Origin of the sequence: Paenibacillus sp. BIC5C1, assembly GCF_032399705.1 — a bacterium.
Taxonomy (GTDB): domain Bacteria; phylum Bacillota; class Bacilli; order Paenibacillales; family Paenibacillaceae; genus Paenibacillus; species Paenibacillus taichungensis_A.
In genome coordinates this window covers 2,177,961-2,198,676 of record NZ_CP135922.1, presented here as the reverse complement: position 1 = coordinate 2,198,676, position 20,716 = coordinate 2,177,961, and the positions used below count along the sequence as shown (strand labels likewise).

Annotated in this window: 20 protein-coding genes; 12 read left to right on the top strand and 8 right to left on the bottom strand. The window is 46.6% G+C overall.

What is annotated here, in order from left to right:
• Positions 1–149: 149 nt before the first annotated feature.
• On the top strand, positions 150–1,511 hold the full coding sequence (locus tag RS891_RS10120) for an MATE family efflux transporter (protein ID WP_315796260.1): 1,362 nt from the start codon (positions 150–152) through the stop codon (positions 1,509–1,511).
• Positions 1,512–1,590: 79 nt separating this feature from the next.
• Here the strand turns inward: RS891_RS10120 and pfkA are convergent, their stop codons facing one another.
• Positions 1,591–2,562 carry a 6-phosphofructokinase gene (pfkA, locus tag RS891_RS10115; protein WP_076292040.1) on the bottom strand — a complete coding sequence of 324 codons (972 nt, stop codon included), beginning with the start codon at positions 2,560–2,562 and terminating at the stop codon, positions 1,591–1,593.
• Between the two features lie 54 nt (positions 2,563–2,616).
• Positions 2,617–3,696, bottom strand: coding sequence for a tetraprenyl-beta-curcumene synthase family protein (locus RS891_RS10110; protein WP_181586527.1), 1,080 nt, complete (start codon positions 3,694–3,696; stop codon positions 2,617–2,619).
• 305 nt (positions 3,697–4,001) lie between these two features.
• Here RS891_RS10110 and RS891_RS10105 point away from each other — a divergent pair, with 305 nt between their 5' ends.
• The 6 genes from RS891_RS10105 (at position 4,002) to RS891_RS10080 (ending at position 10,360) form a co-directional block, all read left to right on the top strand.
• The gene (locus RS891_RS10105; RefSeq protein WP_113052781.1) at positions 4,002–4,283 is read left to right on the top strand and encodes a hypothetical protein; all 282 of its coding nucleotides are present in this window, start codon (positions 4,002–4,004) and stop codon (positions 4,281–4,283) included.
• 77 nt (positions 4,284–4,360) lie between these two features.
• Positions 4,361–4,975, top strand: a complete 615-nt coding sequence (locus RS891_RS10100) for a class F sortase (protein ID WP_113052782.1) — start codon at positions 4,361–4,363, stop codon at positions 4,973–4,975.
• A 19-nt stretch (positions 4,976–4,994) separates the two neighbouring features.
• Positions 4,995–6,095, top strand: coding sequence for an amidase domain-containing protein (locus tag RS891_RS10095; protein ID WP_315795198.1), 1,101 nt, complete (start codon positions 4,995–4,997; stop codon positions 6,093–6,095).
• Between the two features lie 83 nt (positions 6,096–6,178).
• Complete coding sequence (locus RS891_RS10090; RefSeq protein WP_315795197.1) at positions 6,179–7,648, top strand: oligosaccharide flippase family protein; 1,470 nt, start codon at positions 6,179–6,181, stop codon at positions 7,646–7,648.
• Positions 7,649–7,812: 164 nt separating this feature from the next.
• Positions 7,813–9,153, top strand: a complete 1,341-nt coding sequence (locus RS891_RS10085) for a multi antimicrobial extrusion protein MatE (RefSeq protein ID WP_076292041.1) — start codon at positions 7,813–7,815, stop codon at positions 9,151–9,153.
• Between the two features lie 37 nt (positions 9,154–9,190).
• Positions 9,191–10,360, top strand: a complete 1,170-nt coding sequence (locus RS891_RS10080; RefSeq protein ID WP_113052785.1) for an MFS transporter — start codon at positions 9,191–9,193, stop codon at positions 10,358–10,360.
• A 149-nt stretch (positions 10,361–10,509) separates the two neighbouring features.
• Here the strand turns inward: RS891_RS10080 and RS891_RS10075 are convergent, their stop codons facing one another.
• Positions 10,510–10,707 (bottom strand): cold shock domain-containing protein, encoded by a 198-nt coding sequence (locus RS891_RS10075; protein ID WP_017689394.1) that lies wholly within the window; start codon positions 10,705–10,707, stop codon positions 10,510–10,512.
• A 163-nt stretch (positions 10,708–10,870) separates the two neighbouring features.
• Between RS891_RS10075 and RS891_RS10070 the strand changes: the two genes are divergently transcribed.
• The 5 genes from RS891_RS10070 (at position 10,871) to RS891_RS10050 (ending at position 14,968) form a co-directional block, all read left to right on the top strand.
• On the top strand, positions 10,871–11,104 hold the full coding sequence (locus RS891_RS10070) for a hypothetical protein (protein ID WP_024629225.1): 234 nt from the start codon (positions 10,871–10,873) through the stop codon (positions 11,102–11,104).
• Positions 11,105–11,107: 3 nt separating this feature from the next.
• Positions 11,108–11,293: a hypothetical protein gene (locus tag RS891_RS10065; protein WP_024629224.1), complete on the top strand. Its 186-nt coding sequence runs from the start codon at positions 11,108–11,110 to the stop codon at positions 11,291–11,293.
• A gap of 200 nt (positions 11,294–11,493) precedes the next feature.
• Entirely contained in the window at positions 11,494–13,284 is a 1,791-nt protein-coding gene (gene pepF / locus RS891_RS10060) for an oligoendopeptidase F (RefSeq protein ID WP_315796258.1), read from the top strand.
• A 136-nt stretch (positions 13,285–13,420) separates the two neighbouring features.
• Positions 13,421–13,810 carry a LapA family protein gene (locus RS891_RS10055; protein ID WP_315795196.1) on the top strand — a complete coding sequence of 130 codons (390 nt, stop codon included), beginning with the start codon at positions 13,421–13,423 and terminating at the stop codon, positions 13,808–13,810.
• Positions 13,811–13,927: 117 nt separating this feature from the next.
• Positions 13,928–14,968, top strand: a complete 1,041-nt coding sequence (locus RS891_RS10050) for a M42 family metallopeptidase (RefSeq protein WP_113052788.1) — start codon at positions 13,928–13,930, stop codon at positions 14,966–14,968.
• A 195-nt stretch (positions 14,969–15,163) separates the two neighbouring features.
• Here RS891_RS10050 and RS891_RS10045 read toward each other — a convergent pair whose 3' ends face one another.
• The 5 genes from RS891_RS10045 to RS891_RS10025 all read right to left on the bottom strand — a co-directional run bounded on the left by RS891_RS10045 (position 15,164) and on the right by RS891_RS10025 (position 20,701).
• Complete coding sequence (locus RS891_RS10045) at positions 15,164–16,102, bottom strand: hypothetical protein (protein ID WP_315795195.1); 939 nt, start codon at positions 16,100–16,102, stop codon at positions 15,164–15,166.
• A gap of 166 nt (positions 16,103–16,268) precedes the next feature.
• Positions 16,269–18,203, bottom strand: a complete 1,935-nt coding sequence (locus tag RS891_RS10040; protein ID WP_315795194.1) for an ABC-F family ATP-binding cassette domain-containing protein — start codon at positions 18,201–18,203, stop codon at positions 16,269–16,271.
• Positions 18,204–18,277: 74 nt separating this feature from the next.
• Positions 18,278–18,856 carry a TetR/AcrR family transcriptional regulator gene (locus RS891_RS10035; protein ID WP_113052791.1) on the bottom strand — a complete coding sequence of 193 codons (579 nt, stop codon included), beginning with the start codon at positions 18,854–18,856 and terminating at the stop codon, positions 18,278–18,280.
• Between the two features lie 13 nt (positions 18,857–18,869).
• Positions 18,870–19,679, bottom strand: coding sequence for a DUF92 domain-containing protein (locus tag RS891_RS10030; protein WP_113052880.1), 810 nt, complete (start codon positions 19,677–19,679; stop codon positions 18,870–18,872).
• 248 nt (positions 19,680–19,927) lie between these two features.
• Positions 19,928–20,701 carry an ABC transporter permease gene (locus RS891_RS10025; RefSeq protein WP_076292050.1) on the bottom strand — a complete coding sequence of 258 codons (774 nt, stop codon included), beginning with the start codon at positions 20,699–20,701 and terminating at the stop codon, positions 19,928–19,930.
• Positions 20,702–20,716 lie beyond the last annotated feature (15 nt).

Here is a 20,716-nt window from a genome sequence, read left to right as displayed (position 1 = left end):
GTTTTTTACTACTCTCTTAACCTTACCTTCCGCACAACCACATCCCCCCCTCCCTATTCAAATCGCTCAAAATCCACTACAATAAATAGCTGTCCGTACATGACAGTTTAGTGATAACTCTTAAGAATAGTGAGGCACTGCCAGTGAACATGACCACCACCAGTTTTTCTCAAAAAGTAAAGCAATTTCTGATTATATTTTTACCCATCTTTACAACACAAATTGCCCTATCTGCGATGTCGTTTTTCGATACGAATATGTCAGGCAAGTTCTCCCCGGCTGATCTCGCGGGTGTTGCCATTGGCACAAGTCTGTGGTTGCCGGTGCAAACAGGACTAAGTGGTATACTGATTGGCATTACACCTGTCGTCTCCCACCTGCTCGGCTCAAAGCATAACGACAAGATCGGTCATAGCGTCATTCAAGCCTTATATCTCGGTGTGGCGGTCGGAATCGTCGTTCTTGCAGCAGGCACATTGCTGCTTAGTCCGATTCTAAACGGAATGCCTTTGGAGCCGCGGGTTGCCCAAGTCGCCTTCTATTTTCTGTGTGCTTTGGCTTTTGGGGTTATCCCCCTTTTCGGCTACACTGTGCTGCGCAGTTTTATGGATGCACTGGGCCAGACACGGATCACCATGATGATTACGCTGGTTTCGCTGCCTGTAAACATCTTTCTGAACTATTTGCTTATCTTTGGACGCTGGGGCTTTCCCCAACTGGGAGGTGTCGGAGCAGGGGTGGCTACTGCCAGTACATATTGGCTCATTTTTCTCCTCAGCCTCTTTTTCGTACACCGGATTGAGCCCTTTGCCCAATATGGGATTTTTCGAAAAATGCCCAAAATTTCATTGAACAAATGGAAAGAGCTGCTCAAGATCGGCGTTCCCATCGGTTTCGCTACTTTTTTTGAAACCTCTATCTTTGCAGCAGTTACATTATTAATGAGCCGGTTCGACACCATTACGATTGCTGCACACCAGGCGGCCCTGAATTTCGCTTCTACGCTGTATATGCTGCCTGTGAGCATATGTATGGCCCTTACGATTCTTGTCGGCTATGAGGCGGGTGCAGGGCGTGTGAGAGATGCAAAGCAATACAGTCTCCTTGGTATCGGAGGTGCCATTGGGCTTTCTCTGTTAACCGCTGTGGTATTACTGGTATTCGGGGAACAAATTGCGGGCGTGTACTCGAATGATCGTGAAGTTATTGCTTTGACACAGCATTTCCTGATTTACGCCATCTTCTTTCAAATCTCTGATGCCATTGCCACCCCAACACAGGGAGCACTTCGGGGCTACAAAGACGTGAATCCTGCATTGATTATAACGTTTGTTGCGTACTGGATCATCGGTCTACCTGTCGGCTACATCACGGCTACGTATACCTCACTCGGTGCATTTGGATACTGGGTTGGACTCATTACTGGCCTCGCCGTTGGAGCAACAGCGCTTCTCTGGAGATTGTTCCTTGTGCAGAAACAAGCATCGGTACGTTTGGCTGAAAACAAATAATGGAAATATAACAAAAAGAGCACAGCCCGTGATAAAACGGGCTGTGCTCCTTTGATTTTAACTTTTGGTGATGACTTGATTATTGGGACAAACGCTGTGCAAGCTGGTAAGTCTCCATATCGAAGTCTTTTTTGGTATTAACAACTTTATCAATGTCGGTCAGGGTCAGCTCACCCTTGATAATACCGCAACCTTTGTCTGTCTCTCCTGCGATCAGACTGCGTACGGCGAAATCTCCCAAACGACTGGCAAGGTTACGGTCAAACGGAGTTGGCGTACCTCCACGCTGAATGTGACCCAAGACAGTTACACGTGGCTCATATGTTGGGCAGCGTTCCATCAGTTCTTTCGCTACATCCTCACCTTTACCCACACCTTCAGCAACGATGATGATACTGTGGCGTTTGCCATGTGCAAAGTTGGCTTTCATGCGATCTGCCACTTCGTCCATGTCAAACGGAACTTCCGGTACAAGAATTGTTTCTGCACCCGAAGCGAGTCCTGCATGTAAAGCGATATCGCCACAGTGACGACCCATGACTTCAACGATGGAAGAACGTTCGTGTGAAGACATGGTATCGCGCAATTTGTTAACTGCATCTACTACTACGCTTACTGCTGTATCGAATCCGATCGTGTAATCGGTGAAAGAAACGTCATTATCAATCGTTCCCGGAAGACCCATCGTGTTGATGCCCAACTTGCTCAGTTTGTTGGCGCCGTTATATGAACCGTCCCCACCAATAACAACCAGGCCGTCAATGCCGCGTGCACGCAGAATGTCTGCACCTTTTTGCTGACCTTCAGCGGTATAGAATTCCTTACAGCGTGCCGATTGCAGAACCGTTCCCCCACGCTGGATGATATCCCCTACACTCCGCAAGTCCATTGGGAAAATATCGTTATTCAAAAGCCCCTGGTATCCACGTTGAACCCCGTACACTTCGAGACCGTGAAACAGTCCGCTGCGAACAACCGCACGAACAGCCGCGTTCATCCCTTGTGAATCACCACCGCTCGTTAAAACTGCGATTTTCTTTACTGCTGTCATGATGTTTCTTCCTCCTCTAGTTTCACTTCAGGCTCCCACCAAATCACGCCTGACTTACATATGCTTACGAATCCAGCGGCTAAAGATAAAGAAAAATACTCTTGTCATCGGACTATTCTTCATCAAACGCTTGGAAACGACGCGAACTTCCTGCTGTTCGCTGACTTTGGGATCAGACAGGTAAATGGCAAGCAGTCCTTCGATAATCATCCGGTGGAACGAACTTCCCGGAATCTTCTGCACATCACTGCGGGCCATCTCCACAATAAAAGCAATTCGGTCCAGCATTGTCTCCACATTCTCATAATAATTGCAGAAGTTGAGATCTCCTCCGATACGATCTTCATCCTGATCGATTAAATAATCGAGCATGATGTGCAGTGCGCATACATGAGGAAAATAGGCAGTGTGGATCGAAGCCGCCTGCTCTTCTGTCAGCTGTTCATCACTCGCAGCCAGAAACAGCATGAATACGCCCAGCGTAGAGCCGGTTGCGGCGGCAAATTCGTTCCAACGGAACTGAGGTGTGCGGTGGCGATGTTCCGACCACCATTCCAGCAATGCTGTTTCTCTCAGTTCCGGCTTGATGTGCTTATATACCTGCAGGTCCGTGTATAGGCCTGCCAGATCCTGAATTTGAGGCTTGGCGGATGCATAACCTGGCAGCTGACGAGTCAGCTCCTGACATGAGGTAACCAGATTCCTTAGGTATCCACCATCATCCTGCTCCTCACGGAGCGCGTAATAATTGACAGGGGTTGCTTCGGGATCTACCGCATCAAGCATAGATTGATGGAGAAGCCGAAAGTCATTCGGGTCCATCGATGTACTGCGATCACACAGATTGTCCAAATAATCACTAATAGTCTGATATGAAACGATCAGTGGAATCAGAATGTGCCTGTTCGGCAAATCAGGTAAAGCATAAACGGTCCCGCCTTCGCAGTGGAACTGCTTGTCCCTGAGACTGGCCAGTGCCTGATTGCGCAATTCCTCATTCGGAATTTTTTCAGCTTGGGCACGCCATCCATCCAATTCCTTCCGCGTTTCCGGAATGGTGTATTTGTACACCCCTCTCATCAATGCCAACGGTCCACGCGGATATTGATGACGATTTCGATTTGATTGGCTCAAAATAAATGTGCCTCCACTTGGTTGAATACGTATTAGAGCGATTTTTAACCAATCCTATTATAATATGATCCCCTTAATTGTACAAATGATCTCCCGCATAATCACAGCAAAAAATCACATTCGTGAACAACTTTTTGCAAAATCACTCATCACCCATTTGCGTCACTCGTAATTCAACTTTACAACATTCACGATTGACATGGACTACTTCCACAATAGCTGTCAAAAAATACAATCCATAATCATGCGCGACTCGGGGATATTAAATTCTGCATTGCAAATTACCCACAAGGAGGAATTCAAGTATGAATAAAGCAACCATTGTTTCTCTATCTGCTTGCCTAATGCTGGCTGTATCTGGTGCATCTGGTGCATCTGCATCCGCTGCAACTGAACCAATGCACAAAATGGAGAAATCCATACACAAAGCAGAGCATAAGGCAGAACACAAGATGCACATGAAATCGCATAAAGGCAAGGAACACAAGTTACATCAGGAATCGGTCAGCAAAGAGCATAAAATCCATGCGAAAAGCGTTACACCAAAAGCCCTTCCCAAAACAGGATATGGCGGTGTAAGCGAGTAAAAAAAGTAACAAGAGAAAAGAAAAAAGCTATTTTCTTTTCTCTTGTTCTTTAATTTATTAATAAGGATGAGAAGCGCATGAAAAACTACACTTCATTAGCCGCTATTGTCATTTATGTAATTATCATGTCCCTGATCTTATCTCCAGCACATGGCTTGAAGGAACAGACCGCTTTCCGAATAACAGCTCTTAACGATCACATTGGTGCTGGTACCGAGATAAAAACAAAGATTCGCCAAACCATGGTCATGAAGAAGCCGGTCCGTTTATGCATTCCATCGGTTCATTTGAGTACTTCAATTATTCCTATTCATCTTTCAGAGGATGGACAACTGAAAGCACCCAAGTCCAGTGAGGTGGCAGGCTTATATGCAGATGGAGTTTTGCCGGGAGAAAACGGAAATGCAATTGTTGCCGGTCATGTGGACAACTACACAGGTCCAGCCATATTCTACCCACTCAAACATCTGAAACCAGGTGCTTTTGTTTTTTTGTTTGACCAGAACAACCAATATATGAAATACGAGGTCCTGGAGGTTCAATCTTATTATACGCAAGAAGCTCCTTTGGACAAAATATTTGGTGACAGCCCTGAAAAACAGTTGAATCTGATCACATGTACTGGAAAGTACGATCGCAGAAAAAAAGAGCACGAAAAGCGTCTCGTCGTGTATACCCGATGGGTTGAATAACATTTAAGAGGAGATAACCATGTATAAATGGATAATCATACTCCTGGTTAGCTGTTTGTTTATGAATATGCAACAAATAAGGCCTGTCGAGGCTTCTTCCATCCCAACAGAACGTGAAATCACTCAACATCTTGAATCCCTTTTTTCAGAAAGATCGAAATACTTAGCCGCACAAAATAATAATATGGACCGCTATTATGATATTAAATCTCCCTTGAGCCGTCACGCTCACACCATGGAAGTCAATCGCAAAACCTATCTTCATGCATGGGCTGATCATCGTAACATGAAAATTACCGATGTACTGTCCAAAATCCATATCTCCAAAATTCGTCTTAGAGATAACACGGCAACCGTTTCTTTGGGGCATTCGCAGCAGATCTCATACGCCTATAATGACCAGTTATCATCAACCCATTCGTTTGGACTCGGAACGTGGCATGCGGTCACACTGAAAAAAATGAATGATCAATGGATCGTTTGGAAGGAATGGTACCTCGATCCTCTGGAAGAAAACCCTAGTATGATTGCAAAGGGAATGCCTTCTCCACCGCCCCATCGTCCTGTACTGAAGGACGGCAAGAATTACAAACGAAAACAAGCGGTGGCCTACGCAAACAAATATGCAGGGATCGCTTGGAGAGTGAACGATAATGTCAGATATAATGCCAAATATAAAAATTACAATAATCTCGGGGGCGACTGTACCAATTTTGCTTCCCAGGCTCTTGGAGACCAGGCGGAAGGCGGCGGGTTACCGATGAAAGGCGCGTGGAGATACCATTTTCCCAAGGGTGGCACCAGAACATGGGTACAAACGGATGCATTCAAAAATTTCATTCTGTATTCCGGGTATGGGAAACGAATCGCGACAGAATCTTTTTCGAAGCTGGTGGAAAAAACAGAGACTCACCCCCACGGGTCAATAGGCGAACTCGCGGCTGGCGATCTGATCGCCCATGTCATGCATAACGATGTAGACCATTTCTCCATAGTTACCGGATTCGATCAACGCGGCTATCCTCTCGTCAATTCCCACACTGCCGACCGATTTCAGGCGCCGTTTGACTTGGGCTGGGACAATAAAACAAAGTATATCCTCATTCATATTCGGGACTGATCGCAGCACAACACACATACTTGCCCTCCTTTGCTCATATAAATGTTGGACAAGATGTGTTTGTGTTGGATGGAGTGAACTGGATGAACATCCCTCCCGGTCTCAAGCAGACGGGTATTCGTATCGGTGCTGTCTCTCTGGTCAAAGTGATAGGTCTGACCGGACGTATCATCCTTACCCGCATGGCGGGGCCTGAAGGTATAGGATTATTTCAGATCGCCTATTCCTATTTTGGCTTCATACTTATGCTAATAACAGGAGGGATTCCTACCTCCCTGGGTATGTACACCGCCAGACAGCCAGCAAATGGCTGGTTCTGGTTCAAGCGATTGTCAATCATGCTCTCGCTTATTGGTGCAATCCTCAGTTTACTTACCCTCGCCTATTCCTCAACCATTTCCACATGGTTAGGTAATCCAGTTCTGGAGCCGTTTTTGCGCTCATTGTCCCTTGCTATACTCGTCGTACCTCTTCTAAGCCTGCTGCGGGGGTATATGCAAGGTCTTGAATATTACGGCGCCATTGCTGTCTCCGAGGTAATGGAGCAAGCGGTTCGGATCGGTCTGATGCTAGGTATCACATGGCTGTGGCTTTCTGAAGGTGTAATGTATGCAGTGGGGAGAAGTTTGATTGGAACAGCAATGGGCGGGATTGTCGCTTTTGTTATGCTGCTTCTTTTCTTGCGCCATACCGGTCAAAAGAATGAAATAGATTGTGTTCCCATAGAGAGATCGGACGGCTCTTGGTTTATTAAGAGCTCCATAGTCATTTCCCTCACACGGCTACTGATTCCGTTCTCCGATATGCTTGATGCGGTCATTATCCCTTCTCGATTGCAAACCGCTGGCTATACCTCCACACAAGCCACTGCAATGTACGGTCTTCTTATGGGTATGGCCATGCTGGTAGTGTATATGCCTACCATCGTAACCGCGGCCATATCACATACCCTGACCATGAAGCTGGCTCTCTCCTGGAAGGAGCTTCGTTATAATTATTTTGCCAAGAAAAGCCGACTAACCATGGAAATAGTGTGGATTTGGGGACTGACCTCCAGCTCCTTTTTATGGATTTTCAACCGCGACCTAGCACAGCTCATGTTCCATTCTACACAAGTCGCAGAGCTGATTCGCTGGTTAAGCATCATCCCTCTGCTTGTCGGACTTCGGGAAATTTCCACTAGTATATTATGGGCACAGGATAACAAAAGAGTCAGTCTGATCGGAACGGCAATCGGCATTACTGCGGCTTCCCTCTCCCACTACTTCCTGATTCCTCTCGACGAATTTCACCTTAAAGGTGCAGTGGCGGGTGTCATACTAATGGAACTTATTATCATGTCTGGAAATTTGATTGGATTAAAAGATACGCTAAAAGACATCCGGATTGGTACTTTGGCTATTCATGTCTTAGTTGTGTTGATAATTTCAGCGTTAGCAACAAGACCCGCCTTTCCTGTAAACTGGGGAGACTACGCGATTCTTCCAAACATTTTGCTGTTTTTTGTGTTAAATGGCAGCTATATGATGATCCACTATCGTCTGAAAAGCTAATCCCATCTATTTACATCAACTCCCTACAAGAATATAATGTCTATAATCTTTCAAAAGTATCGGAACCTTTTTGACCCGCTGGCATTCAATTGCTGGCGGGCATCTCTTTTATGTAAGCATCATCTTATACTTACCTTAATTCATCCATCAAAGGAGTCGTTGACATGACGTCTAGTGAACCGCTCTCGTGGAGACGGTTATTTGCTTTTTTTGTGCCGCTCGGCATTTCCGCTTCTCTTGTTACCATTTCTCATGTAATCATTAACAGTACACTCGCACGTTCCGCTCATCCCGAGACGGTCATTGCCAGCTACGCGATCGCTGGTAGCCTGCTAACCCTCACCGAGCGCCCTTCAACCCTACTGCGTCAAACCTGTTCGGCGCTGGTTCGGGACCGCCTTTCCTTTCAGGCCCTCACGTTTGTGACCAAAATCTTTCTCGCTTGTGTACTTCTGATCGGATTTCTCATCGTATATTCTCCCATTGGTACAGGTGTATTCAAATATCTGTTTGGCGTAAGCCCGGATCTGTTATCCAAAGTAATCGACGTCTACGAGATTCTCATGTATGTCAGCATCTTTTCGGTCATCCGCAATATCTATCAGGGCATCATTATTACGAATAACCGTACGAAATGGCTGACAATCGGCATGTTATTTCGCCTTGCTGGCATGTATGGCCTATCCTTGTATTTCATATATACTGACAGCATTGACAGCGGACGTGTAGGCGCTATCATTTTTGCCGCAGGTATGATGATTGAGGCTTTGGTCAGTTTTCTTGAAGGTAACAGCATCAAACGCAAGATGCCAGCCAAGCTGGAAGATCATCCTGTTGAAAACAAGGCAGACGTCTTTCGCTTTTACAAACCGCTGTTATTATCCAGTTTTGTGGCCCTGTTTATCGGACCCGTCATTAATATCGTACTTGGCAAAACGACCGGGATTGCTCTGGCCATCTCTTCCTTTGCCGTTGCAAGTAGTCTGATGCAGCTGATGCTAAGCTTTTTTACATACATCCACCAAATCGTGCTGAATTTCTATCTTGTTGATGCCAAACTGGTGAAGAAGTTCGCACTGGTCACCGGATTTGTTCCTTTTGCCATGACCGTATCGATTGCCTACACCCCACTTGGACCGTGGGTATTGGAAAATGTAATGAGCGTTCAGGGCAATCTGCTACAGCAAAGTTTGTGGACACTGCGTGCGTTTGTACTCTTTCCGCTGATTTCACCTTTTCTCGACTTCAGCAATGGTTTGATTCTTCTTCGCGGACAGACCAAAACGATGTTTCGCTCCCAGACGGCCAATGCCATATGTACGGTGATTGTTCTGCTCATACTGGTCAGCATATTCCCTGCGTGGAACGGCATGATCGGTGCAGTGGCTCAATCCCTCGGCCTGCTTGCCGAGCTTGTCATTGTCTGGCTTGTCATCCGGCGTACGCAGAAGGAACCTAGCATGTCTGTACACTCATCGGGGAAATCATCTTCCCTCAAGGGATAATAAATTTGAACTGTAATCAAGAATGGAGCCTTTCATCATGAAATCAAGTCATACCGCCCGGCCAGATCAAAACTGGCTGCGGGCACTCATGTTCACCATCTTCGGTTCCACCGTTCTGGTGGTATCGTATTTCCAGCTTTATTTCAGTCATCTGGGATTCAGTCGGGCTGAAATCGGTTACCTCTACGGAATTGGTCCTCTCGTCTCCGTATTCTCCAATATGTTCTGGAGTATGGCGAGTGACCGATACAAAACCGTGCGCAAAGTGATGATCATCCTGCTTGCCGGGCAACTGATCACTGGTGTCATGCTTGCCAATGCCACAACCTTTGGTCAGGTGTTTGTACTGGTGACCCTGTTTTACTTTTTCTACTACCCGGTTTATCCACTTTCGGATACGATGGCGATTACAACCGCAAGCAAGTATGGACGAAATTTCACTTCCATTCGTGTATTTGGCTCGATTGGATATGCGTTCTTTGCGTTAAGCATTGGATATTTTCTCGGATCTTTCGGACCGGGATGGACGATGTGGGTATGTATCGCACTGGCGGCGACTACTCTCCTGATCGGTTTTCGATTAAAAGATCAGCCTTCGGGCAACAGCACTAAAATGGATCTTTCGGGACTATGGTCCATCTTGAAAAGAAGGGATGTTCTCACCTTTTTCGGCTGCGTTTTCCTGCTCGCTCTGGGTCACCGGATGAATGAAGCTTTTCTCACCATTACGCTGAAAGACCTAGGTGCCAGTGAAGGACTGATCGGGTGGTCCCTGTTAATCTCTTCGGTCAGTGAGATTCCAGTGTTTTTGCTGCTAAGCAGATACGGCAATCGCTACAAAGAACTTCCTTTGCTGACGATCGCTGCGCTGATGTATACGATTCGCTTATTTCTGATGTCCATCTCGGATACACCCGCAGCGGTCGTTGCCATTCAGACGATGCACAGCGTGACCTTTGGCATCTTCTACGTGACTGCAGTCCGTTATATTACCCGCCTTGTCCCGGATGGTTATCGTGCCACTGGTATGGCCCTGTTCACTATTGTGTGGTCCAGCGCTTCCGGTCTGCTCAGCGGAACGCTGGGAGGATTGCTGCTGGAGCACACCAACAGAAACACCTTCTATCTCACTGCGATGGCGTTTTCCCTGGCCGCACTTGTTGGATTTTGCATGAAACTTTGGTCAAGCATGACTAGCCGCGCATAAGCATCCAAAAAGTGATTTCCCTTATGGAACTCAACATATCAAAACGTATCAAAAAAAGCACAGTCTCCCATGGGGGGGACTGTGCTTGGGTTCGTATATTCAGCTAGAAGCCAATCATTTATAAGAAATCCGTATGACCGGAAATATTCTTACAATTTGTTTACGTTAGCTGCTTGAGGACCACGGTTTCCATCAGTGATTTCGAATTCTACCGCTTGACCTTCTTCCAATGTTTTAAAGCCGTCGCCTTGGATTGCGGAGAAATGTACGAATACGTCCTCGCCGCCTTCAACTGAAATAAAGCCATAGCCTTTTTCTGCGTTAAACCATTTAACTGTACCTTTCAAATGAACAACCTCCTAAAAATATCGCCATCTATGGCGAATACCCTCATTATACTGTATGACCTTCTACATTGCAATTTATCTTTTCCATAAAAGTCGAAAAAATTTGCTTTGAATCCAAGGGTACGGTATCATTTTACCAAAACCGTTAGTTTGGAGACTACCTATGATAAAAAAACATGAAATATACAAAACAGACAAGTGGAATATGATGACCGTAGAAGTTCAAGGCAAATATCTGGTGCTTCGTGAAATCTCGGAAGAATGGGGCGAAGAATGCCATACCTTCCTCAGTCGTCCTGCGTTGATGCATTGGGCTGAACGCCGCTTCCCGAAAGAAGATTTCGAGAACCGAGAGGACGAATGGCGTCAACTGATGGCTGCCTTCAAAGGAGTCTAGCCTATGCAGCTTGACTCAAGCAATGTCGTCATCTTTATTATTCTTGCTTTTTCCTTAGGAATCGTGCTGATTCTGGGACGCAACTCCATCCCGGATCGTCTAAGACGGGGCATGGCTCTGATTGCCACCCTGCTGATTTGTTTCGCATTTTTCCTGATCGTTTACTTTTTGGTCAATATGGGAGCCTAGCTTCTTCAAATATTTCAATGCCCCTCAGGTCATACTATACGGGATTATTCGTATAGTGAGGAGGAAGGCCGTTGAAATACCGCAAATCGCTGTTCATTCTGCTGGTACTTAGTCTGATTCCTTCGTCTCTCTCCGCACAAGCGAGTGGGACGAAGGCAGCTTCGTCTATATATTCATCACTTCATCAAAGGAGGATTCCCATGAGTCAACTATTGAAACGTTCCGAGGTACCTACTGAACAAACCTGGAAACTGGAAGATCTATTCGCCGATCAGAAAGCTTGGGATCAGGAATATGAAGAAGTATCGTCTTTGACTAAGAAAGCCTCCGAATTCCAAGGCAAACTGAACAAACCTGAGACACTCAAAAGCTGTTTTGAACTCGAAGATGAGATCAGTCTCAAAACCGAACGCCTCTTTGTGTATGCACGGATGCATCAAGATGAAGACACAGCTAATCCTACATATCAAAACCTGTCCCAAAAAGCACAAAAGTTAAGCGTGCAGGTTGGTGAAGCACTATCTTATGTTACACCCGAAATCTTGTCCCTTCCGGATGATCAGTTGGATGCCCTCATCTCCAACGAGAAACTCTCTGCCTATAAGTTCACATTGGAAGAGATGAAACGCGAAAAGGCTCATGTACTGAGCCAAGCCGAGGAAGCATTGCTCGCACAGGTGGGCAACCTGTCCCAGGCACCACAGACCATCTTTAGCATGTTGAACAACGCCGATCTCAAGTTCCCGAAAATTAAGGATGAGCATGGAAACGAAGTGGAACTGACTCATGGCAGCTATATTCAGTTCTTGGAAAATCCGAATCGGGAAGTTCGCGAACGTGCCTTCAAAGCGGTGTATGAAACCTATGGCAAGCAAAAGAACACCATTGCTGCAGCTCTGAACGCTAACGTAACTAAAAACATGTTTTATGCCGATGTTCGGAAATACCCTTCCGTCATGGAGATGTCCCTTTATGGCGACAACATTCCGAAGGATGTCTATACCAATCTTGTGGATACGATTCATGAGAGCCTTCCGCTCTTACACCGTTATATGGACCTGCGCAAAAAATTGCTCGGCGTAGATAAGTTGCATATGTATGACCTTTTCGCTCCACTGGTGGATGAATACAAAATGGACATTACCTACGAGGAAGCAAAACAAACGGTTAAAGATGGCTTGAAGCCGCTTGGCAAGGATTATGCAGACGCATTGCAGGCCGGTTACGATGATCGCTGGATTGATGTATACGAAAATGAGAATAAACGTTCAGGCGCATACAGCTGGGGAGCATACGGCACACACCCTTACGTCTTGTTGAATCACAAAGATAACCTGAATAGCATGTTTACACTGGCACATGAAATGGGCCACGCACTGCATTCCCACTATTCAGACACTACACTTCCGTATCGTGATGCACAGTACAGCATTTTCCTGGCTGAGGTTGCATCTACAACGAATGAAGCCTTGTTGATGGATTATCTGCTCAATAAATCGACAGATCCGAAGGAAAAGCTATACTTGCTGACGTATTATGCAGATCAGTTCCGTACCACGGTCTTCCGTCAAACGATGTTTGCAGAATTCGAAAAAATCATTCACGAGCGTGCTGAACAGGGTGAAGCTCTCACACCTCAGCTACTTTCCGAGATTTATTATGACCTTAATGTCAAATACCATGGAGACAGTATGGTTGTGGACAAAGATATTGAAATGGAATGGGCGCGTATTCCCCACTTCTATAACAGCTTCTACGTGTACAAATATGCGACCGGCTTCTCAGCAGCGACCAGTTTTTCCAAGCAAATTCTGGAAGAAGGGCAACCTGCCGTGGACCGGTATCTTGGATTCCTTAAGAGCGGTGGCAGTGACTATTCCATCAACATCCTGAAAAAAGCAGGAGTGGATATGTCTACGCCAGAGCCGATTCGCGAAGCTATGAGTGTGTTCAAGGAACTGATTGAGCAAATGGAACAACTAACGAAATAAGGTTGCTTTCTCGTCCATGTGACCTGTATCCCTTGCCCATTCGGGCAAGGGATTTTATAATCAAGCAAGATGCAAGCTTCATGAATTAGGGTAATTGCTTACATAGTCCTGAATTGTTCAACAAGGAGGCACCACCATGAAAATGCAATGGGCACTCATCGCAGGTCTCGTTTTTGCATTACTTACCGGAATTTTTGCGGTCATTAATGTGGATTCCGTACAAGTCAACCTGCTATTTAACACGGTTCAAATCCCGCTGATTCTGCTCATTCTTGGCTGCACCCTAATCGGTGGAATCATTGTAGGGTCTTATGGCATCTTCCGCCAATATCGACTGCAACGCGAGAACAAACAATTGAAGCTGCGTGTATCCGAGTTGGAAAGCTCCGCAGCAAGCAGCTCTACCTCTTCTCTGGATTCGTTTAAATCGATGGATACATTCGGAACGATCGATTCGGACAACGCTTCTGCTGAGTCCGATTCCATTCAGAGTCAACGAAAAGGAAATCCTTCGGGTACGCTGTAACACATCAGAGGCAGCCTGCTGGCTATCAAGAATGGGATTGTACATTCTGCCAGACAGGCTGTATTCTGTTTTAAGAACAACTTTCTGTACATTCATTAACGAGGAGGAAATTCCCATATGAGTTTTACCATTGACGAATCCTATGTCCTGTCTTTTCTGAAAAAGTTACTTGATACTCCCAGCCCTAGTGGCTATACCAAAGATATTATTGAGATGATCCGCAAGGAAGCTGAATCACTTCATGTTGCTTTTGAATTGAACAACAAAGGCGGAGCTGTACTCACATTGCCTGGACAGGATTCTTCCAGAACGATCGGACTGAGCGCACATGTGGATACATTGGGAGCCATGGTGCGTTCCATCACTTCCTACGGCACACTGAAGCTCACCTCTGTCGGTGGATTTACGATGAACAGTATTGAGAATGAGTATTGCTCCATCCATACACGTGATGGAAAGACCTATACAGGAACCATCCTATCCCTGCACCCTTCTGTGCACGTCTATCCGGATGCACGTACGTTTGAGCGAAGCGAGAGCCATATGGAAGTGCGTATCGATGAAGTGGTCTCTTCCAAGGAAGATGTTTTGGCATTGGGTATCTCTGTAGGGGACTTTATTTCCTTCGATGCCCGTGCGGTCATTACACCCAGCGGATATATCAAATCGCGTCACCTTGATGATAAAGCCAGCGTAGCTGCCTTGTTCGGTATCCTGGAATCTGCACATCGCGAAAACTGGAAACCACTACATAACGTTTCGCTGCTCATCTCAAACTACGAAGAAGTTGGACACGGCGCATCTTACATCCCTGCGGAAATTAGCGAATTAATTGCTGTAGACATGGGCGCAATGGGTGACGACCTGAGCTGCAAGGAGACGGATGTATCCATCTGTGCCAAGGATTCGTCCGGACCCTATGACTACGATATGACCACTCGACTTATCGAACTGGCCAAACAAGCAAGCCTTGATTATGTCGTTGATATCTATCCACAATACGGCTCCGATGGCAGCGCAGCTTTACGTGGAGGAAATAACATTCGGGCTGCATTGATTGGTCCGGGTGTTCATGCTTCCCACTCCATGGAACGCACGCATAAAGACGCTGTCCTGAATACAGCGAGACTGCTCGCCGCATATATTACAACCAAGTAATTGTGACATGGTCATGGACAAGTCGTATGGTATTACAGCATTTGAACACATGATCAGAGTTGTGATTTCGATCTTGTCGGGGTATGCAATTCGACTTTGAACACCTATGATTTACCTGTATCATGTAAAAAAGGGCACTCCTGCTACGCCGCCGTTTAGGGGCACGCTGGAAGTGTCCTTTTTCTTTGAGATGATTTAGTCCGCTCGTTCAATATGTTCGAGATACCTACGTTCCAGATGCTCCAGCTTCACCTTATGATCCCGGATCTCATCCTTCAGCACACGCATCGTGCTTCGAACTGCACTCAGTCCATCCTTCACCTGAGTTTCAGCTTTGCGAATTTTGTCTTGTACCATCCAATCCACAAAGAGATTATCGAAGAAATAGTCTGCGAATGAAAGCAGGCCTCCAAGGTGTAATTCCGTGTTTACAGCCATCTTCACATCCTCCAGCTCCTTTTGAAATCGGCGAAGGCGTCTTCCGGCATCCATAATGGCAACCTGAGCATCATCCATTCTGCTGCGCTTAATATGAGTCGAGATCATCCCCCCACCCATCATGTCGTATACTCCCCAATTTCCAGCAGAGGACAAAGCCTTTTCAGCACGTTCCAGTGCATCAAGCAGATACTGCCCCTCTCGTTCTGCTTCATTGAGCTCTTGAAGCTCTCCTGAGAGATGTTCCCGGTCCTCAGCCATTTGCTGCAATTCTGCATCTTTATCGAGCAAATCGTTTTCCTTTTTGCACCATAACACCTTGTAATCACTCTGCCAGAATTGATATTGCCGCTGTCCTTCCAGTTGCTGCTCAACTTGCGAGCGCTGCTTCTGGATATCCGTTAACATCTGGCATGCTGTATCGTACGCTGCCTTACTTTCCATCAACTCCATTTCTTCTCTTTCCAGTCGATCCTCTTTTTTGCCGATTAAATGATAAAAGAATGCGGATAACGTCATGCTGTTGAGGCGATCGACATCGTTTTGTTCCTTCAGTAGATGCTCCAGACGCTGCTGTACTTTCCTCTTCCATTCCGCTTCCTCCTGATTCAGCTTCTCCAACCGATCATTCCATTTCTCATATATTCTTCCTTTTTCCTTGATCACTGCCAATTGTTCATTCAGTTCTCTGTACATGGATGTGGAGTTCTCCCCCTTCTATGGAATTCTTTATTTAATAAACGGATTGAATATGGTTAACGTTTCATATAAATTCATTTTCATCAATGCAAAAAAAATCGCCCTCCCCCAAAAGGCGACTACAAGCCGCTTTTGAGGAGAAGACGATTCATTGAAATAAACTTTAAGACTTGCTGTTTTCAATCTGTTCCGCAAGCTCATTCAGAACGGTCCACCGTTCCATTAGTTCCTCCAGATGACGCTCTGCCTCCGCCTGCTCTGCCATTAACTCCTGTAGACGGGCTGAGTCGCTGAACGATTCTTCCATCTCTTTATTAATGCGAGCGAGATTAGCTTCAGCTTTTTCGATATTCTCATCGATCTGGTCATATTCACGCTGTTCCTTGAAGCTGAACTTCAACTTAGGTTTAGCCGCCGAGGCAGCAGGTTTACTTTCCTCCGTTGCCGGTTTCACTTTAGCTGCTGTTCCCGTCGCACTTTCCTGAGAAGATCCGGGTGCATTTTTCAGCATCCATTCTGCATATTCACTGTAGTCCCCAACATGCACACGCACAGCACCGCCACCTTCAAAAGACAGTACTTTATCCACCGTCCGATCCAGGAAGTACCGATCATGGGATACGACAAATACAACACCCGGGAAATCATCCAGGTAATCTTCGAGTACAGCGAGTGTCTGAATATCCAAGTCGTTCGTAGGTTCATCCAACAGCAGGACATTCGGTGCAGCCATCAGCACACGCAGCAGATATAGACGACGCTTCTCTCCGCCAGACAGACGGGAGATTGGTGTCCACTGTGACGCAGGGGTGAAGAGGAAACGCTCCAGCATCTGAGCAGCGGTAATGAGAGATCCATCAGCCGTTTTTATATTCTCGGCCACTTCCTTGATGTACTCAATTACCCGCAGAGATTTATTCATCTCCTGATGCTCCTGAGTGAAGTAGCCCAAATTAACCGTTGGTCCCACAACAACTTCCCCTGCATCGGGTTCCAGCTTACCAGAAATCATTTGCAACAAGGTAGATTTACCGCTACCATTCGGGCCCACAATACCCACCCGATCACCAGGTACCGCAATGTAACTGAGATCGTCAATCAATTTACGGCCATCTGCCGATTTGGACAGATGCTCAATCTCCAGTATTTTTTTACCCAAACGAGTAGAACCCACGGATACCTCTAGTGAGCCTGAACGATTAGGCCCCTGTTGATCCTTTAACTGTTCAAAGCGATCAATTCTCGCTTTTTGTTTCGTGGTCCGTGCTTTTGCACCGCGACGAATCCAGGCGAGTTCCGTACGCAGCAGATTTTGCCGCTTTTGTTCGGATGCGGATTCACGCTCTTCACGCTCAGCCTTCAGTTCCAGGAAGCGGGTATAGTTGGCCTCATACCGGAATAAACGTCCATGATCGAGCTCCAACATCACATTTGCTACACGATCCAAGAAATAACGATCATGCGTAATCATGAGCAAGGCGCCGCGCCGTTTTTGCAAATACTGTTCCAGCCAAACTACGGAATCATTATCAATATGGTTCGTAGGCTCATCCAGAATGAGCAATTCGCAGGGATGAATCAGCGCGGAAGCAAGCGCCACCCGTTTGCGCTGTCCACCAGACAATGTGCCCATCAACGCATCGAATTGACGAATGCCCAGTTTGGACAGAATGCTCTTCGCTTCACTTTCCATCTGCCAAACTTGAAGCTGCTCCATTTGCTGGTTCAAGCGCAACAAACGCTCTTGCAGCGCCGGATCGGAAGGATTAAGTTCCAGCAGCTCCATTGTTTCTGTATACTCACGTACTGTTTTCATCTCCGGGCTGTCACCCTCAAATACTTGTTGCAAGACCGTATTATCCGGGTTAAACTGCGGATTCTGTGCCAGGAACTGAATACGCACGTCATTCCCAATCGAGATCTGTCCTTCATCCGCTGGCTCCATACCTGCAATGACACGCAAAAACGTAGACTTTCCGGTTCCATTGACACCAACGACACCAATTTTGTCCTGATCGCCCATGCCGAACGAGGCGTCTTTAAACAATATTTTCTCACCATAGCTTTTCGCAACTTGCTCTACCGTCATTATGTTCATTGCTCGTAACCTACTTCTCTGTAAAATGTATTCAATATGAGGCTGCGCATAAGATGCAATTACGCCCACTCACGCTATATTTGCAAAAAGGAACGACATCCGTCCAGAAACAAAGCTGCTGCAAAAGCAATTCGTTTGTTCAGGTGCTCCTCGTTAAAATCCGGATTCAGCATGATATCCATCTTTAGCCGATCGAGAATACCAATATAAGCTTCTGCGAGCAGCACAGGCTCAGGCACGCCAGCATGCTCTAACACCTCACGCACCATGCTCATATATTCATTCATAAACGCCTTCATGAATCTCATCAGATCCGGATCATTATTGGGTGCCATAAAAAACAGCTTGGTATGATTGCGGCGCTCATAATAATACGTAAGGTGAGTCTTGGCGATCGCGCCCAGTTTATCCCCCGTACTCTGATGTGATTTCAATGCATAATCCAGGCGGCTGATAAAACTGTCGCAGTCCCGCTTGGATACGGCAACAAATAACTGTTCCTTATTTTTAAAATATAAATATATGGTGCCTTTCGCGATACCCGCTTCGTCCGCAATATCGGACATTTTCGTCTCATAGAATCCTTTTGAACCGAAAATACCATAGGCTGCATCCAAAATTGCCTCCGATTTGTCTCCTTGCACAGTGCTCAAACGCACTCCCTCCCTACGACGCCAAAATGATACCCAAACCGATCGCCAAACATCCGCCGATCACCGAACTGAGCACGTTTACCAGATCATTACTCATCCAAGACCAGCCACGAGCCCGAACGGTTTTGTGTCCACAATGTTCACTGACCTCGACCTCCCGGCCGCATACTGTACAACGATACATATACTGAACCGTTGCCCCCAGATAAGAATCCGCAAAAGCTCCTGCCAATCCGCCTACAAGGCCGACACACATCCATCTGAACAGACTCAAACCTCCGATCCCGGCAACCCAGGAAAAGAAAAACGCACCCACGCCGATTAAAGCTCCACCTATGGCAGCAGCCAGCGTCCCAAGTAATGAAACACCTCCAGATGTACCTGGAGTCAGCACCTTCCACGTCACGACAGAGCGCGGTGGCTTACGGCTGAGACTTCCCCATTCGGTTGCCCATGTATCTGAAGTAACGGTAGCCATGACACCGATAAAAGCATACATCCAGGCCGGGTGTGGCAGAATCCAGTTTCCCAGAACAAGAAACATCCCAATTCCACCGTTAGCCATGACCTGTCCCGCATCACGATTGCCCGTCTTGGCATACGATTTCTCAAGCTCCTGCTTGCGATCCTTGCGAAACTTGGAGAACAGCGTTGAGGTAATGAAAAACAACAGCAGTGTTCCAAACCAGAACAGGTTGCCCGCTCCGTAATATATCGTACCCATGGTCACAGCCGCCAGGCAGCCGGATAGGGTTAGCGACTTCTTCGCGTAGGCAGCACCCGCCACAATAAAAGCGCATACGGCGCCAATAATCCAGTCCATAAGTTCTCCTGCATGTGGCAGCATCTATGGCCCACATGACGTTTTATATTTTTGAAATTCAATTATACCACGGTTTGAACCCAATGCCGAAACTCCCTAGCCCCGCATACAAAAAACCTGATTCAGCAACTTTGAAAGCTGCCAAATCAGGTCCATGATATTGCGATAAAATTGCGAGAAAACTGAGATGAATGATCCTGCTTCCGTTTAACTAAGGCTTCGAGGATTACAGTACCTCAAGTGCCCGTTCAGACCCGCTTCGTTCCACCAATTACACCATAACGGTAGAGCACGCTGCGACCAAACCAATTGAATAACCGATCGGTGAGAAAGCCCATAAAGCCCAGAGAAATCAGGCCGACAAAGATCCAATCTGTGCGAAAGAATAATCGGGAATTCCAGATCAGATAACCCACGCCTTCATTCGCAGCAATCATCTCTGCACCGATAATAGCCATATAGGAAGTGCCCATTGCCAGTCGCACCCCTGTGAAGATATACGGAGTCGTCGCCGGAACAACGACATGCAGCAAAATCTGCCATTCGTTTGCTCCCATACTGCGGGCTGACCGGATCTTGTCTTCTTCAATGGAGAGTACACCTGTCAGCGTGTTTAACACAACGATGAAAAACGTTGCATACATGATGAGCGCAATCTTCGATTGCTCCCCAATCCCGAACCAGACCAGGAACAGGGTAATGAATGCGATCGGCGGAATAAAGCGGATAAAATTAAGGAAAGGTTCGGCAAACAGCCGGATCATATGAACCTTGCCGATGATAAGCCCTACCGGGATCGCTATCACACTGCCAAGCACCCAACCCGCAAGCACACGTGTAAAACTAATTCCGATATACTGCATTAGTGTACCGTCAGCAAGCAGTTCACGGGCACCGAGAATGGTATCCCACGGACCGGGAATCACTTCAGGACCATAAAGCATGGCCCCTAGCTGCCAAATCAGAATTACCGTTACCCACAATAGAGGGATAGACACCCACTTTTTCTCCAACCATCTCATCTTGCTATCACCTCA